General features: G+C 74.5%; 8 protein-coding genes. All 8 read left to right on the top strand.

Annotated elements, in window-relative coordinates:
• Nucleotides 1–5 precede the first annotated feature (5 nt).
• Genes aroA through Q2K16_RS06895 form a run of 8 tightly spaced genes read left to right on the top strand, consistent with a single transcriptional unit; the run spans nucleotide 6 to nucleotide 14,076 of the window.
• Nucleotides 6–3,170 carry a 3-phosphoshikimate 1-carboxyvinyltransferase gene (gene aroA, locus Q2K16_RS06930; protein WP_302744230.1) on the top strand — a complete coding sequence of 1,055 codons (3,165 nt, stop codon included), beginning with the start codon at nucleotides 6–8 and terminating at the stop codon, nucleotides 3,168–3,170.
• Nucleotides 3,167–4,315: an acyl-CoA dehydrogenase family protein gene (locus Q2K16_RS06925; protein WP_302744229.1), complete on the top strand. Its 1,149-nt coding sequence runs from the start codon at nucleotides 3,167–3,169 to the stop codon at nucleotides 4,313–4,315. The genes aroA and Q2K16_RS06925 overlap by 4 nt, the downstream gene beginning before the upstream one ends.
• A complete protein-coding gene (locus Q2K16_RS06920; protein ID WP_302744228.1) occupies nucleotides 4,312–5,106 on the top strand; it encodes an SDR family oxidoreductase in 795 nt (264 codons plus the stop codon). Before Q2K16_RS06925 ends, Q2K16_RS06920 begins: the two co-directional genes overlap by 4 nt.
• Nucleotides 5,103–7,121, top strand: a complete 2,019-nt coding sequence (locus Q2K16_RS06915) for an oxidoreductase (protein WP_302744227.1) — start codon at nucleotides 5,103–5,105, stop codon at nucleotides 7,119–7,121. The genes Q2K16_RS06920 and Q2K16_RS06915 overlap by 4 nt, the downstream gene beginning before the upstream one ends.
• Complete coding sequence (locus tag Q2K16_RS06910; RefSeq protein ID WP_302744226.1) at nucleotides 7,118–9,169, top strand: ABC transporter ATP-binding protein; 2,052 nt, start codon at nucleotides 7,118–7,120, stop codon at nucleotides 9,167–9,169. Before Q2K16_RS06915 ends, Q2K16_RS06910 begins: the two co-directional genes overlap by 4 nt.
• Complete coding sequence (locus Q2K16_RS06905; protein ID WP_302744225.1) at nucleotides 9,166–11,016, top strand: ABC transporter ATP-binding protein; 1,851 nt, start codon at nucleotides 9,166–9,168, stop codon at nucleotides 11,014–11,016. Before Q2K16_RS06910 ends, Q2K16_RS06905 begins: the two co-directional genes overlap by 4 nt.
• A 31-nt stretch (nucleotides 11,017–11,047) precedes the next feature.
• Complete coding sequence (locus Q2K16_RS06900) at nucleotides 11,048–12,304, top strand: cytochrome P450 (RefSeq protein ID WP_302744223.1); 1,257 nt, start codon at nucleotides 11,048–11,050, stop codon at nucleotides 12,302–12,304.
• 20 nt (nucleotides 12,305–12,324) lie between these two features.
• A complete protein-coding gene (locus Q2K16_RS06895) occupies nucleotides 12,325–14,076 on the top strand; it encodes a condensation domain-containing protein (RefSeq protein WP_302744221.1) in 1,752 nt (583 codons plus the stop codon).
• Nucleotides 14,077–14,154: the final 78 nt, after the last annotated feature.

Below are 14,154 nucleotides of genomic sequence, written 5' to 3'. Positions count from 1 at the left end.
GGACTGTGCGTCTCGTCATCAAGGGCACGGCCGAGCCACTCGTGGGCGAGTTCGACGTCCCGGCGTCGAAGTACCACGCGCACCGGGCGCTGATGCTCGCGTCGCTGGCCGACGGGACCAGTCGCATCCACGGGGCCTGCCACGCCGGCCACGTGCAGCACACCATCCGGGCGTTACGGGACCTCGGCACGGCCATCACCGTCGAGGACGACGCGTTCGTGGTCCGTGGCGGCCGGTACCGCCCGGTACGCCCGGAGGTCTCCGTCGGCAGTTCGGGCACCACGCTCTACTTCCTGACCGGGCTCGCCGCCCTGGCCGAGACCCCGGTCGGCATCACCGGGCAGAAGTACTTCCGGCGGCGGCCGATCCGCCCGCTGCTCGACGCCCTCGCGGGCATCGGCGTGCAGATCACCTCGACCGGCGGGCTGCTGCCGATCCGGGTCGCCGCCCACCCGCCGACCGGGGGCCGGGTGCAGATCCCCGGCACGCTCTCCCAGTGGATCTCCAGCCTGCTGCTGGTCAGCCCGTTCGCCACCGGCCCCACCGTGGTCGAGGTGGTGGGCGAGTTCAACGAGCGGTCGTACGTCGAGCTGACGGTGGCGATGATGCGCCAGTTCGGCCTGCACGTGCAGGTCAGCGCGGACGGCCGACGGTACGGCGTCGAACCCGGCCAGCGGCCCACCCCGGCGGTGGTCCGGCTGCCGCCTGACGTCGGCGCCGCCGCGTTCGGCCTGGCCGCGACCGCCCTGCACCCGTCCGACGTGCTGTTCCGGGGGTTGCCGGCGGTCCCCGCCGGGGAACTGGACCATCCGGAGGCGCACCTGCTGGACAGCCTCACCACGATGGGCGTGCCGTTGACCCGCGACCCGGCGACCGGCTGGATCAGGGTGCGCCACGACGGGCTGCGGCTGGCCCCGGTGCGGGTGGACTGCCGCGCGGTGCCCGACATGCTGCCGGTGCTCAGCGTCCTCGGCTCCCACGCGCACGGCACCACCGTGCTCGACCACGTGGCCCACGTACGGCTCAAGGAGTCCGACCGGGTGACGGCGATGCTGCAACTCAACCGGATGGGCGGCCGGCTGCGGCTCGACGGCGACCGGCTCGTCTGCGAGGGGGTCGGCCAGTTGCGGGAGGCCGACCTGTCCTCGTTCAACGACCACCGGGTGCTGATGGCGCTCGCGGTGGCCGCCTCCCGGGCCACCGGCGAAAGCCGGCTGACCTACCCGAACGCCCACCGGATCTCCTTCCCGCAGTTCCTCGACCAGATGAACGCCGTCGGCCTCAACATGTCGGTCGACCGGGCCCGCGCCCACCGCCTGCCCCGGCCCACCGACCCGCCGGCCGCCGGTCGGCGTGCGACCGGCACGCCGGTCACCCGTCCGTCGCCGGCCCGCTCCGCCGGCCCGTCCGTGCCGACGGCCGCCCAACTGCCGACGCCTGCCGAACTGCCCACGCCCGCCGAACTGCCCACGCCCGCCGAACTGGCCGCCACACCGGTGGCCGAGCTGGTCCGTCGGCACGCCGACACGCGCGGCGACGACGAGGCCGTGGTCGAGGCGGCCTCGCCCGGCCGGGCCGGCGCCACGATGAGCTGGCGCGACCTGGACCGGGCCGCCGACCGGGCCGCGTCGCTGCTGCTGGAGTTGGGCGTGGGCCCCGGCGACGTGGTCGCCTGGCAGTTGCCCAACTGGTCGGAGTTCGTGGTGCTCACGTTGGCCGCCACCCGGATCGGGGCGGTCTGCTGCCCGCTGATGCCGTTCTTCCGGGAGCGTGAGATGAGCCGGCTGCTGCGCCGCTCCCGGGCCCGGGTGCTGGTGATCCCCGACCAGTTCCGGGGTCGCGCGCACCTCGCCGAGACCGCGGCGATGCTGGCCGGCCCGGACGCCCCGGGCGTGGCCCACGTCCTCGTCGTCGCCGGCCACACCGTCCCGGACGGCACCGCCCCGGCGGCCGTCACACCCACGCCGGACGGCACCGCCGCACCGGCCGACGCCGCCGGACTGCCGGCGGACACCACGGACCTGCGCTGGCAGTGGTTCGCCCCGGCGTTGGCCCGGCAGCGGCCCGACGACGCGGCGTCGGCCGCCCACCGGCCCGACCCGGCGGCGCTGGCCCAGCTGATGTTCACCTCCGGCACGTCGGGCGAGCCGAAGGGGGTGCTGCACCGCGCCGACACGCTGACCCGGGCCGCCGCCATGCAGGCCCGGCACCTCGGCCTGACCGCCGCCGACCGGCTGTTCATCCCGTCACCGCTGGCCCACCAGACCGGCTTCCTCTACGGCATGTGGCTGGGGTTCACCATCGGCGCGCCCGTGGTCCTGCAACCGATCTGGGACGGCCGGACCGCGCTGGCCGCCCTGCACCACACCCGGGCCACCTTCGTCCAGGCGGCCACCCCCTTCCTCGCCGACCTCGTCGAGGCCGTGGAGACGGGCGGGCAGGCCCCGCCGACGCTGCGGGTCTTCGTCGCCACCGGCGCGGCGGTGCCCCGCAACCTCGCCGAGCACGCCACCCGGACCCTCGGCGCGGCGGTCTGCGGGGCCTGGGGCTCCACCGAGTCGTGCCTCGGCACCCTCTCCGCGCCGACCGACGCGCCCGCACACGCCTGGGGCACCGACGGGCGGGCGCTGGAGGGGGTCCGGATCAGGGTGACCGACGACGCCGGCACCGTGCTCGGCCCCGGCGTGGAGGGCAACTTCGAGGTCGCCGGGGACTGCCTGTTCGCCGGGTACCTCGACCGTCCGGACCTGACCGCGGCGGCGCTCACCCCGGACGGCTGGTACCGCAGCGGTGACCTGGCCACCATCGACGACGCCGGCTACCTGCGGATCACCGGCCGGGTGACCGACGTGATCAACCGGGGCGGCGAGAAGATCCCGGTGGCGGAGGTGGAGCAGCTGCTGCACACCCACCCCGCCGTCCGGGAGGTGGCGATCGTGGCGATGCCCGATCCGCGCCTCGGCGAGCGGGCCTGCGCGTTCGTGGTGACCCGGGCGGAACTCACCTTCGCCGGGATGCAGCGGTTCCTCGACGGCCACAAGGTCGCCAAGCAGTACTGGCCCGAGCGGCTGGAGACGGTGGCCGCGCTGCCCCGCAACGTGGTCGGCAAGGTGCAGAAGTTCATGTTGCGTGACCAGATCAGCGCAACGATCGGCGAGGAGGCAGAGTGACCCAGGCCGATGGCACGTCGTTCGCGACGTTGGCCCGCGAGGTCGAGGCGTTCGTCCGGGGCCCCGGCGAGGAGTACGCGGCGGCGATCGAACGCGACCGCAGCGTCCCCGCGCAGCTCTGGACCGACCTGCGCGACCGGGGCTACCTGCGGCTCGCCGCGCCGGTCGACTACGGCGGGGCCGGCCTGTCCTTCACCCAGTACCTGCACCTGCTCGAACTCTTCTCGATGTCGCACGCGTCGCTGCGGATGATCGTGCACGTCTGCAACGGGGTGTGGCGCTCCATCGACCAGTTCGCCTCCGACGAGCAGCGCAAGACGTTCGTGCTGCCGCAGGTCGCCGGGGACCTGCGGGTCGCGTTCACGCTCACCGAACCGACCGCCGGCACCGGGGCCGACCTGCGCGCCAGCGTGGTACGCGACGGCGACACCTACCTGCTCAGCGGCGAGAAACACCTGATCACCTTCGGGGTGAGCTGCGACTACTGGCTGCTGTTCGCCCGGCTCGACGGCAGCACCGGCAAGGACGGCACGGTGGCGCTGATGGTGGACCGGCACGTCGAGGGCGTCCGGGTCGAACCGATGCCCGACACCATGGGCGTACGCGGCACCGACCACGCGCACCTGATCTTCGACCGGGCGCCGGTGCCGGTGGCCAACCGGCTCGGCGAGGAGGGCGACGGGTTGGCGGTCGCGCTCGGCGGCTTCCTCACCCCGAGCCGGATCGGCGTGGCGATGACCTGCGTGGGGCTGGCCCGTCGGGCGCAGGAGCTGGCGGTCGAACACGCCCGCAACCGGGTCACCTTCGGCAAGCCGCTGACCGCCCGGCAGGCGGTGGCGTTCGCGCTCGCCGAGAACGCCGCCGACATCGAGGCCGCCCGGCAGCTCACCCTGCACGCCGCCCGCCGCTGGGAGGCGGGGGAGCACGACGCCGGGGCGCTGTCCTCGATGGCCAAGCTGGTCGCGGTGGACATGCTGACCCGGGTCACCGACAAGGCGTTGCAGGCGCACGGCGGCATCGGCTACTGGGAGGGCAGCACCATCGAACGGGTCTACCGCGACGCCCGCGCGCAGCGCTTCGAGGAGGGCACCAACGAGATCCAGAAGACCGTGATCGCCCGGGAGATCCTGGCGGCCGGCCAGTGACCGCCTTCCAGGACCGCACCGCGCTGATCACCGGCAGCTCCCGGGGCATCGGCCGGGCGCTGGCGCTCACCCTGGCCCGGGGCGGCGGCTCGGTGGTGGTCAACTACAAGAAGAACGCCGAACTGGCCGAGCAGGTCCGCAAGGAGATCACGCAGCTCGGCGGGCGGGCCGTCACGGTGGCCGCCGACATGGAGCAGCCCGAGGAGATCGAACGGCTCTTCGCGGTGGCCGCGCAGGAGTTCGGCACCCTCGACTACTTCGTGTGCAACGCGGCGGCCAGCTCGTTCAAGAACATCATGGACCTCAAGCCGCACCACCTCGACCGGTCGTACGCGATGAACATGCGCTCGTTCGTGCTCGGCGCGCAGCAGGCGGTGCGGCTGATGCCCGACGGCGGCCGGATCGTCGCGCTGTCCAGCTACGGCAGCATCCGCGCCTACCCGACGTACGCGAACCTGGGCGCGGCCAAGGCCGCGATCGAGGCGTGGGTGCGGTACATGGCCGTGGAGTTCGCCGGACGCGGCATCAACGTCAACGCGGTCAACGGCGGCATCATCGAGACCGAGTCGTCCGGCTACTTCTACGACGTGCCCGGGATGGCCCCGCTGTCCGGGGTGCTGCCACTGATCCCCAAGCAGCGGATGGGCACCGCGCAGGAGGTCGCCGACGTGATCGCCTTCCTGCTCTCCCCGGCTGCGGAGTACGTCACCGGGCAGACCCTGGTGGTCGACGGTGGCCTGTCGATCGTCTCGCCGCCGTTCACCCGGGATCTGAGTGGCCCGCTGGCATGACGGCCGGACTGGACAGGGTGCTGCGGCCCGGACGGATCGGCCGGCTGGCGCTGCCGCACCGGATCGTGATGGGGGCGATGCACCTGGGCTGGGACCACCGGGACGACGGCGGCCGGGCGCTGGCCGCTTTCTACCTGGCCCGGGTGCGCGGCGGCGCCGGGCTGATGGTCACCGGTGGCGCGGCGGTCAGTCCGGCCGGTGCCGACGTGCCGAGCTGCGGGGTGCTCGACGACACCGCCTTCCGGGCCCGGCTGCGCCGGGTCGCGGGGGAGGTCGGCACGGCCGGCGGCCTGCTCGCCCTCCAGCTCTTCCACGCGGGCCGGTACGCCCGGCCGGCCCCCGGCGGCCCCCACCCGGTCGCCCCGTCGGCGGTGCCCAGCCCGATCTCCCGGCTCACCCCGGACGCGCTGCCCGCCGACGCGGTCACCCGGATCGTCGAGGACTTCGCCCGGGGCGCGTCGTACGCCCGTGACCTCGGGTTCAGCGCCGTGGAGATCATGGGTTCCGAGGGGTACCTGATCGACCAGTTCCTCTCCCCGCTGACCAACCGGCGCGACGACGAGTGGGGCGGCGACCCGCAGCGCCGGATGCGGTTCGGGGTGGCCGTGGTGGCGGCGGTCCGGGCCGCCGTGGGCCCCGACTTCCCCGTGGTGATGCGGATGACCGGCGACGACCTGCTGACCGGTGGCACCGACCGGGACACCGTGACGGCGTACGCCCGCGCGCTGGCCGCCGCCGGCGCCGACGCGCTCAACGTCGGGGTCGGCTGGCACGAGTCACCGGTGCCGACGGTGCAGGCGCTGGTCCCGCCGGGGCACTGGGTGCCGGTCGCGGCGGCGGTCAAGACCGCGGTGGGCACGCTGCCCGTGCTGGCCAGCAACCGGATCAACCGGCTCGCCCAGGCCGAGGCGGTCCTCGCCGGCACCCCGCTGGACCTGGTCTCGATGGCCCGGCCGTTCCTGGCCGACCCGGCCCTGGTGGAGCGGAGCCGTCACGGCCGGCCGGTGAACGTCTGCGTGGCCTGCAACCAGGCGTGCATCGACCGGTCGCTGGTGGGCGCGGCGGTGTCCTGCATGGTCAACCCGCTCGTCGGCCGGGAGGCCGACCCGGTGACGCCGGCCGGACCGGCAGCGCACGTCGACCCGGTGGTGCGGGCCGGGTCGACGCCGGTGCACGGCCCCCGGACGGTGGCCGTGGTCGGTGCCGGCCCCGCCGGGCTGCGCGCCGCCCACGACCTGGCCCTCGCCGGGCACCGGGTCACCGTCTACGAGGCCGACGGGGAGCCCGGCGGCCAGTTCCGGCTGGCCTGCCGGGTGCCGGGCAAGGCCGACTACGCCGAGACGATCCGGTTCCTCACCGCCGAGCTGACCCGGCTCGGCGCGCAGCTGCACACCGGCCGGCGGATCACCGACGCCGACGAGGACCTGCTGCGCCGCCACGACGGGGTGATCGTCGCCACCGGGGTGCTGCCGCGCCGCATCGACCTGCCCGGCGACGGGCTGCCGCACGTCCGCGACTACGGCACGGCCTTCGCCGACGACGCGCTCGGCCGGCGGGTGGTCGTGATCGGCGGCGGGGGCATCGCCGTGGACCTCGCCCACCTGGCCAGTCAGCGCCCGGACCGGCGGGTCACCGTCCTGCTGCGCGGCGGGCGGCTCGGCCCCCGGATGGGGCGCTCCACCCGCTGGGCGGTGCTGGCCGAACTGCGCCACCGAGGCGTCCAGGTGGTGCCGGGCGTGCGGGACCTGCGCATCGACCCCGACGCCGTACGCCTGGTCGACGGCACCGGAGCGGACCGGTCCGTACCCGCCGACACGGTGGTGGTCGCCGCCGGTCAACTGCCCGCCGACGCCCTGGTGCGCACCGTACGCCGGACCGGGGTGTGGCACCGGGTGGTCGGCGGGGCCCGGGACACCGCCGGGCTGGACGCGGTCCGGGCGTTCGCCGAGGGGCACGACGCCGCGCTGGCGTTCCAGCGGGCCGTGCGGACCCAGCGGGTCGGGGAGCCGGCATGAGCGGCGACGCGACGACGACAGGCACCGTGGTCGGGGTGGTCCGCCGGACCGCCGTGGACCGGTGGCGCATCGTCACCCTGCTGCCCCGGGCGGGCGTCCCGGCGGTGGCTGCCGCCGTGCTGGTCAACCTGCTGCTCGCCGCCGCGCCTGTGGTGTTCGTCGTCGCGACGAGCCGGATGATCGGCTGGCTGCCGCAGGCGGTCCGCGACGGCGTCGAGTCGCCGGCCTTCGGGCACCTGGTGACCGCCTTCGTGGTGGCCGCCGGGGCGCTCAGCGCCCAGCAGCTGCTGGCCCAGCTCCAGGTCACCACGGGTCTGCTGGTGCAGCGTCGGATCGACGGCGCGGTGGCCGACGAGCTGATGGCGGCCGCGTTGGGCAGCACCAGCACCGCCCCGCTGGAGGACCAGGCGCTGCTCGAACAGCTCACCGAGGCGTCCCGCGAGGTCGAGCACGGCATCCAGAGCCCGGGTGCGGCGGGTGCCGGGATGCTGGCGCTGCTCGCCCGCTACGGGCAGCTCCTCGGGTACGCGGTGGTCGTCGGGGCGGCTTTCGCCTGGGCGGCGGGGGTGGGGCTGCTCGTCGCCGTGCTCGCGTTCCGGCACGGTCAACGCGGCGGCCTGCGCCGCTACGCGGCGATCTACGGGGCGGTCGTGGCCCGGGTCCGCCGGTTGACCTACTTCCGGGGCGTGGCGATGGGGCAGCCGGCCGCCAAGGAGATCCGCGTCTTCGGTCTGCTGCCGTGGCTGCGCGAGCAGTACCGGCAGGCGTACCTGGACTGGATGCGTCCGGTGTGGGCGCAGCGGCGGCGGGTCTACCTGCGGCCGTACTTCCTCTACACCGCCGTCGGGTTGACGGTCCTCGTCGCGGTGCTCGCCGCGCTCGGGTTGGCCGGCGGGCAGGGCCAGGTAGGGCTGACCCGGCTGGCGCTGGTGATCCAGGCGGTGCTGGCGGCGGTGCAGCTCGGCGAGTTCTATCCCGAGGCCGACGTGCAGACCCAGTTCGGCATGAACGCCTACCGGGCCGTGGGCGAGTTCCGCGCCGGAATGCGCGACCGGACGTCCCCCGGCGACGGCCCGGCCGACGACGACCCTGCTGCGGTGACTGCTGTGGAGCCCGCCGCGACCCCGGCGGCGGACATCCGGTTCGAGGGGGTGTCGTTCCGCTACCCGCACCGCGCGACGCCTGTCTTCACCGACCTGGATCTCACCCTGCCGGCGGGGGCGTGCACCGCCATCGTCGGGCTCAACGGCGCCGGCAAGACGACGCTGGTCAAGCTGCTGTCCCGGCTGGCGCTGCCGGACGCGGGCCGGATCACCGTCGGCGGTCGGCCGATCGACACGCTCCCGGCGGCCCGCTGGCGACGCGACCTCGCCGTCATTTTCCAGGACCACCTGCGGTACGCCACGAGCGCGGCGGACAACATCGCGCTGGGGGCGATCCGGCACGCCGACGACCGGGACGGCATCCGGGCCGCCGCCGGGGCCGCCGGCATCCTCGCCACCCTCGACGCGCTGCCGCGCGGACTGGAGACCCCGCTGAGCGGGCAGTTGCGCGACGGGGTGGACCTGTCCGGCGGGCAGTGGCAGCGGGTGGCCATCGCGCGGGCGTTGTTCGCCATCCGGCACGGCGCGTCGGTGCTGGTCCTCGACGAGCCGACGGCCAGCCTGGACGTCCGGGCCGAGGCACGGTTCTTCGACGAGATCATCGCCGCCACCCCGGGGGTCACCACGATCCTGATCTCGCACCGGTTCGCCACCGTCCGCCGGGCGGACCACATCGTCGTGCTGGCCGAGGGGCGGGTGGTCGAGCAGGGCTCGCACGCGGAACTACTCGACCTGGGCGGCCGGTACGCCCGGCTGTTCACCCTCCAGGCGGAACGCTTCGCCACCCCAGCCGCCGACACCCCGTCGGCGGACCATCCCAACGCCGGTCCGTCGGCCGGCCATCCCGACGCCGATCCGTCGGCGGACGACCCCGGCACCGGTAGGCCGGTCGGCGGTCCGGACGGTGGCGCGGTGGACGTCGGGTCGACACGGAGCGTCAGGTGAACCGGGGCCTGCTCTCCGCCGGCTGGGCGCTGTGGCGCACGTCGCTGCGCCAGGACCGGCGTAAGGCGCTCACCGCGCTGGTCCTGGTCGTCGCGGGTGCGGTGGCGTGGCCGCTGGTGGCGGTGCTGCTGCGGGTGCTCTTCGACGCCGTCACCGCCGGCCGGCCGGTCGCAGCGTTCCTCGCCGGGGTGGGCGTGGCGGTCGGCCTGATCGCCGGACTGACCCTCGGGCACTTCGCCCACATCGCCTACTTCGAACTCGCCGAACTCGACGTCCTGCACGTGCACCAGGAGTTGATGGACGCCACCAACGGCACACCGGGGATGGCGCACTTCGAACGGTCCGAGTTCGCCGACAAGATCACCGTGCTGGAGCAGGACGTCGAGCAGCTCCGGGTCGGCCTGCAGGCCGTGCTGACCGGCGTCGGCCTGGCCGTGGCGATGACGTTGACGACGGTGGTGCTGGCCGTGCTCCACCCGCTGTTGTTGCTGTTGCCGCTGGCCGCCGTGCCGCCGCTGCTGGCCGGCCGGTGGGCGGAGCGGATGGTGAACCGGGCCCGGGAGGCGGTCGCCGAGTCCACCCGCCGGGCGGCCGGGCTGTTCCGGCTGGCCACCGACGCCGCCGCAGGCAAGGAACTGCGCCTCTTCGGGCTCACCGGGGAGGTGCGGCGGCGGCACCGCGGGCACTGGCAGGACGCCACCCGACGGCTGTGGCGGGCCCAGCTGGTGGCGAGCCTGGTCCGGATGACCGGGCAGTTGGCGTTCGCCGCCGGGTACGTGCTGGCGGTGCTGCTGATCCTGCGCGACGCCGTCGCCGGCCGGCGCGGGGTGGGTGACGTGATCCTGGTCGTCACCATCGCCGCCCAGGTCAACCAGCAGGTCGCCGCGGCGGTCGGGGTGTTGCAGGACCTCCAGCGGCTACGCAGCGTCTACCGCCGGCTCGACGAGGTGCACGACCTGGTCCGGGCCGCCGACCGGCACCCGTCGCCCGCCGACCCGGTGCCCGGTCCCGTCGCCCTCGGGCCGGCCGTTACCGTCGGGCCGGCCGCCGTCGGTGCGCCGCCGCCCAGGCTGCGGGAGGGCATCCGGCTGGCCGGAGTCACGCTGCGCTACCCCGGTAGGGCGGAACCGGTGGTCACCGGTCTGGACCTGCACCTGCCGGCCGGTGCCACGGTCGCCGTCGTCGGCGAGAACGGTGCCGGCAAGACCACCCTGGTCAAGCTGCTCTGCGGCCTGCTGACGCCGACGTCCGGCCGGATCCTCGTCGACGGCGTCGAACTGGCCGCGCTGTCCCTGCCGGGATGGCGCGAGCGGATCGCCGCCGGCTTCCAGGACTTCGTCCGTTTCGAGCTGCCGGCCCGGCAGACCGTGGGCGTCGGCGACCTACCCCGCCGCGACGACGACCAGGCGGTACGCACGGCGCTGGGCCGGGCCGGCGCCGACGACCTGGTCGGGCAGCTCGACGAGGGACTCGACACCCCGCTGGGCCGCAGCCACACCGACGGGGCGGAACTGTCCGGCGGCCAGTGGCAGAAGCTCGCCCTCGGCCGGGCGTTCATGCGCGACGACCCGCTGCTGGTGGTGCTGGACGAGCCGACCGCCGCGCTCGACGCGGAGGCCGAGTACGCCCTGTTCGCCCGCTACCGCGGGCAGGCGCGGGAGGTGGCCGCCCGGACCGGCGCGGTGAGCGTGTTCGTGTCCCACCGGTTCTCCACCGTGCAACTGGCCGACCTGATCGTGGTGCTCGCCGACGGCGGTGTCGCCGAGGCCGGCAGCCACGCCGACCTGCTCGCCGCCGGGGGTCAGTACGCCGAGATGTTCGAGCTCCAGGCCAGGGCGTACCGGTGACCGGCCCCCAACGATTGCGGAGGACATGGCAGTGACCAGCGCGACACAGACCGACGAGTTCGACCCCTTCTCGCCCGAGTCCATGGACGACCCGTATCCCGCCTACGCCGAGCTGCTGCGCGCCGAGGAGCCGCTGTACCTCGCCCAGCGCGACATGTGGCTGGTGATCCGCTACGAGCACGTCCGGTTGGCGGCGAAGAACCACGCCGGCCTGTCCTCGGCCGACGGGATCGCCTACCACCGCTCGACGTTGCCCGTGCTCTTCGGGCTCGACCAGCCGGACCACACCCGGCTGCGCGCCCTGATCCGGCACGACTTCTCCCCGCGTGGGGTGCAGTTCTGGCGGCCGTTCATCGAGCGGGTCTGCGGCGACCTGCTCGACGAGGCCGTGGCCACCGGCGACATCGACCTGGTCCAGCAGGCGATCATCCTGCAACCGGTGAAGGTCATCACCACCATCGTCGGGGTGCCCGACGACAACCTCGCCAAGCTCAAGCTCACCGCCGGCGTGCTGGAGAGCTTCATCGCCAACGCGAAGGTCGGTGAGGACGCCCCGGAGGACCCGGACGAGAACGCGCTGCGGTTGCAGGCCGCGAAGGCGGCGCTGTCGTCGGTCGCCGGCCTCTCCGGCTACCTGGGCAACCTGCTCACCCGGCGGCGGGACGAGCCGGCCCGCGACGACGTGGTGTCGAAGCTGTTCGCCGCCGCGGCCTCCGGCGGGGTGACCGAGAACGAGATCCTCTGGCTCTGCCTCACCCTGCTGGTCGGCGGGCAGGAGACGATGACCCACTTCCTGGGCAACATGCTCGACGCGCTGCTCAACCACCCCGACCAGTTCCGACTGGTCCGCGAGCGGCCGGAGCTGATCGGGCCGACGATCGAGGAGACCGCGCGGTTCTATCCGCCGGTGCAGAACGTCTTCCGCACCGCCACGACCGACGTGGTGGTCGGCAACACCACCATCCCGAAGGACGCCCGGGTCGAGCTGTCCTTCGCCGCCGGCAACCGGGACCCGCGCAAGTTCCCCGACCCCAACGACTACCGGATCGACCGGGTGACCGACGGTCACCTCGGCTTCGGGGCGGGCATCCACACCTGCGTCGGCGCGCACCTGGCCCGCCTGCAGGCCACCACGTTCCTGCGGATGCTCCTCGACCGTACCGACGACATCGAACTCATCGGTGAGCTGGTCAAGGTCAAGAGCCCGGCGTTCCGGGGGCTCGACCACCTGCCGCTGCGGCTGACGCCGAGGTCGTCCGGCCCGTCCGCGTCGGCTGCGCGGGCGTAGTGGGCACCGGGGAGGGTGAGATGGGGGACCGGGTGGCCGACAGCAGCACCGGCGTCGGCGCGTTCAGCCTGGCGTTCACCGGGCAGGGGGCCGGCGCCGGGCCGCTGACCTGGGCGCAGAGCGTCATGTGGGGGCCGATGCAGTGGTTCGGCAAGGAGGCGAACCAGTTCAACATCGGGCGGGCCCTGGTGCTCCCCGAGCCGGTCGCCCCGGACCGGCTGACCACCGTCCTGCGGCATCTGGTCGAGACGCACCAGACCCTGCGGACCCGGTACGTCCAGCGGGCCGACGGGCCGCGCCAGGAGGTCGCCGCCACCGGTACGTACGACGTGGTGGTGGTCGACGACCAGGGCGACCCGGCCCGGGTCGGTGACGAACTGGTCGCCACGTTGACCGAGGCGGCGTTCGACCACGAGGCGCAGTGGCCGCTGCGGGTCGGCTGCGCCCGGGACCGGGCGGGCCGGATCAGCGCCGTCGCCCTCGTCGGCTCCCACCTGGCGTTCGACGGCTGGGCCTTCACCACCCTGACCGATGTGCTGCTCGGTCAGCTCACCGGGGCGGCACCGGCCCCCGACGCCGCGCCGCCGGCCGGCCGGGTGCCGCAGCCGCTGGCGCAGGCCGCCTTCCAGCAGTCGCCGGCCGGCCAGCAGGCCAGCCGGCTGGGGCTGCGGCACTGGGAGCAGGGGCTGTCGGCCGCGCCGGCCTCGATGTTCGACCTGCCGGCCGCGCCGACCGGTGACCAGCCCATCGAACGGCACCTGCTGGACTCCACGGCGGTCACCGCGGCGGCGACCGCGCTGGCCACCCGGACCCGCACCTCGTTCTCGACCGTGCTGCTCGGCCTGACCACGCTGATCCTGACCGCCTACAACGGGCACCGCACCGCCGTGTTCAAGCTGATCGCCGGCAACCGGCTGGACCGGGACAGCCGCGACCTGATCGCCCTGAACACCCTGGACGCCCTGCTGGTCCACCGGGTCGACGACGACGTCGACCTGCTCACCGCGATCCGGCACCTGCACCGGCCGGCGTTCGACGCGTACCGGCGGGCCCAGTGCGACCCGGCCGAGGTGCGCCGGGTGGTCGAGCGGGTCGGCCGGCGGCGCGGGGTGGCGTTCGACCTGTCCGCCTACTTCAACAACGGGCACCGGGGCAGCGACTGGTCCACGCCCGACCCGGACCCGGGGCCGGACCGGCTCGCCGTGCTGCGCCGGGAATCCCGCTACTCCCGGCTGGAGCCGCTGTCCAAGAGCGACATGAGGTTCTACGTCGCCGCCAGCAACCTGGGCGACGGCCGGTGCCGGCTCGGGCTGCTGGTCGATACGGCGTACCTGCCGGGGGCGCTCGGCGAGACCGTCGTCCGGGGGATCGAGACGCTGCTGTGCGACGCGGTCACCGAGGAGGTGCGGGTCGCCGAGATCGCCGACCGGATCGGCCTGACCCCGGCCCGCCGGGGGACCGACTGGGTGTCCACCCCGGCCGGCTGGGTCCGCCCGCAGGCGGTGGCGGAGCTGGTCGGCGAGGTGGCCGGGGGTGCCGCCGCGGCGGCCTTCGTCGACCCGACCGGCGACGGCGGGGTGACGGTGTACGTGGCCGCCTCCGGTTCGCCGCAGGAGCTGCACCGGCGGGTCCTCGACGCGCTGCCCGGCCGGCCCGGGGTGGCCGCGCCGACCGGGTACGTGATCTGCCGGTCCGCGCCACCCGCCGGGGCCGGACCGGACGCCTGGCGGGGCGTGCCGGTGCTCGCCCGGGGATCGGGACGCGATGCGTAGGGTGGCGGGCGGGCCACCGGATGCCGTGCACGGATGCCGGGCGTCGATGGTGACTGATAGTGTTCTATCGGTCGTTCG

Origin of the sequence: Micromonospora cynarisoli (genome assembly GCF_030518815.1) — a bacterium.
GTDB classification, from domain to species: domain Bacteria; phylum Actinomycetota; class Actinomycetes; order Mycobacteriales; family Micromonosporaceae; genus Micromonospora; species Micromonospora wenchangensis.
This window is presented reverse-complemented; position numbering and strand designations above follow the sequence as displayed.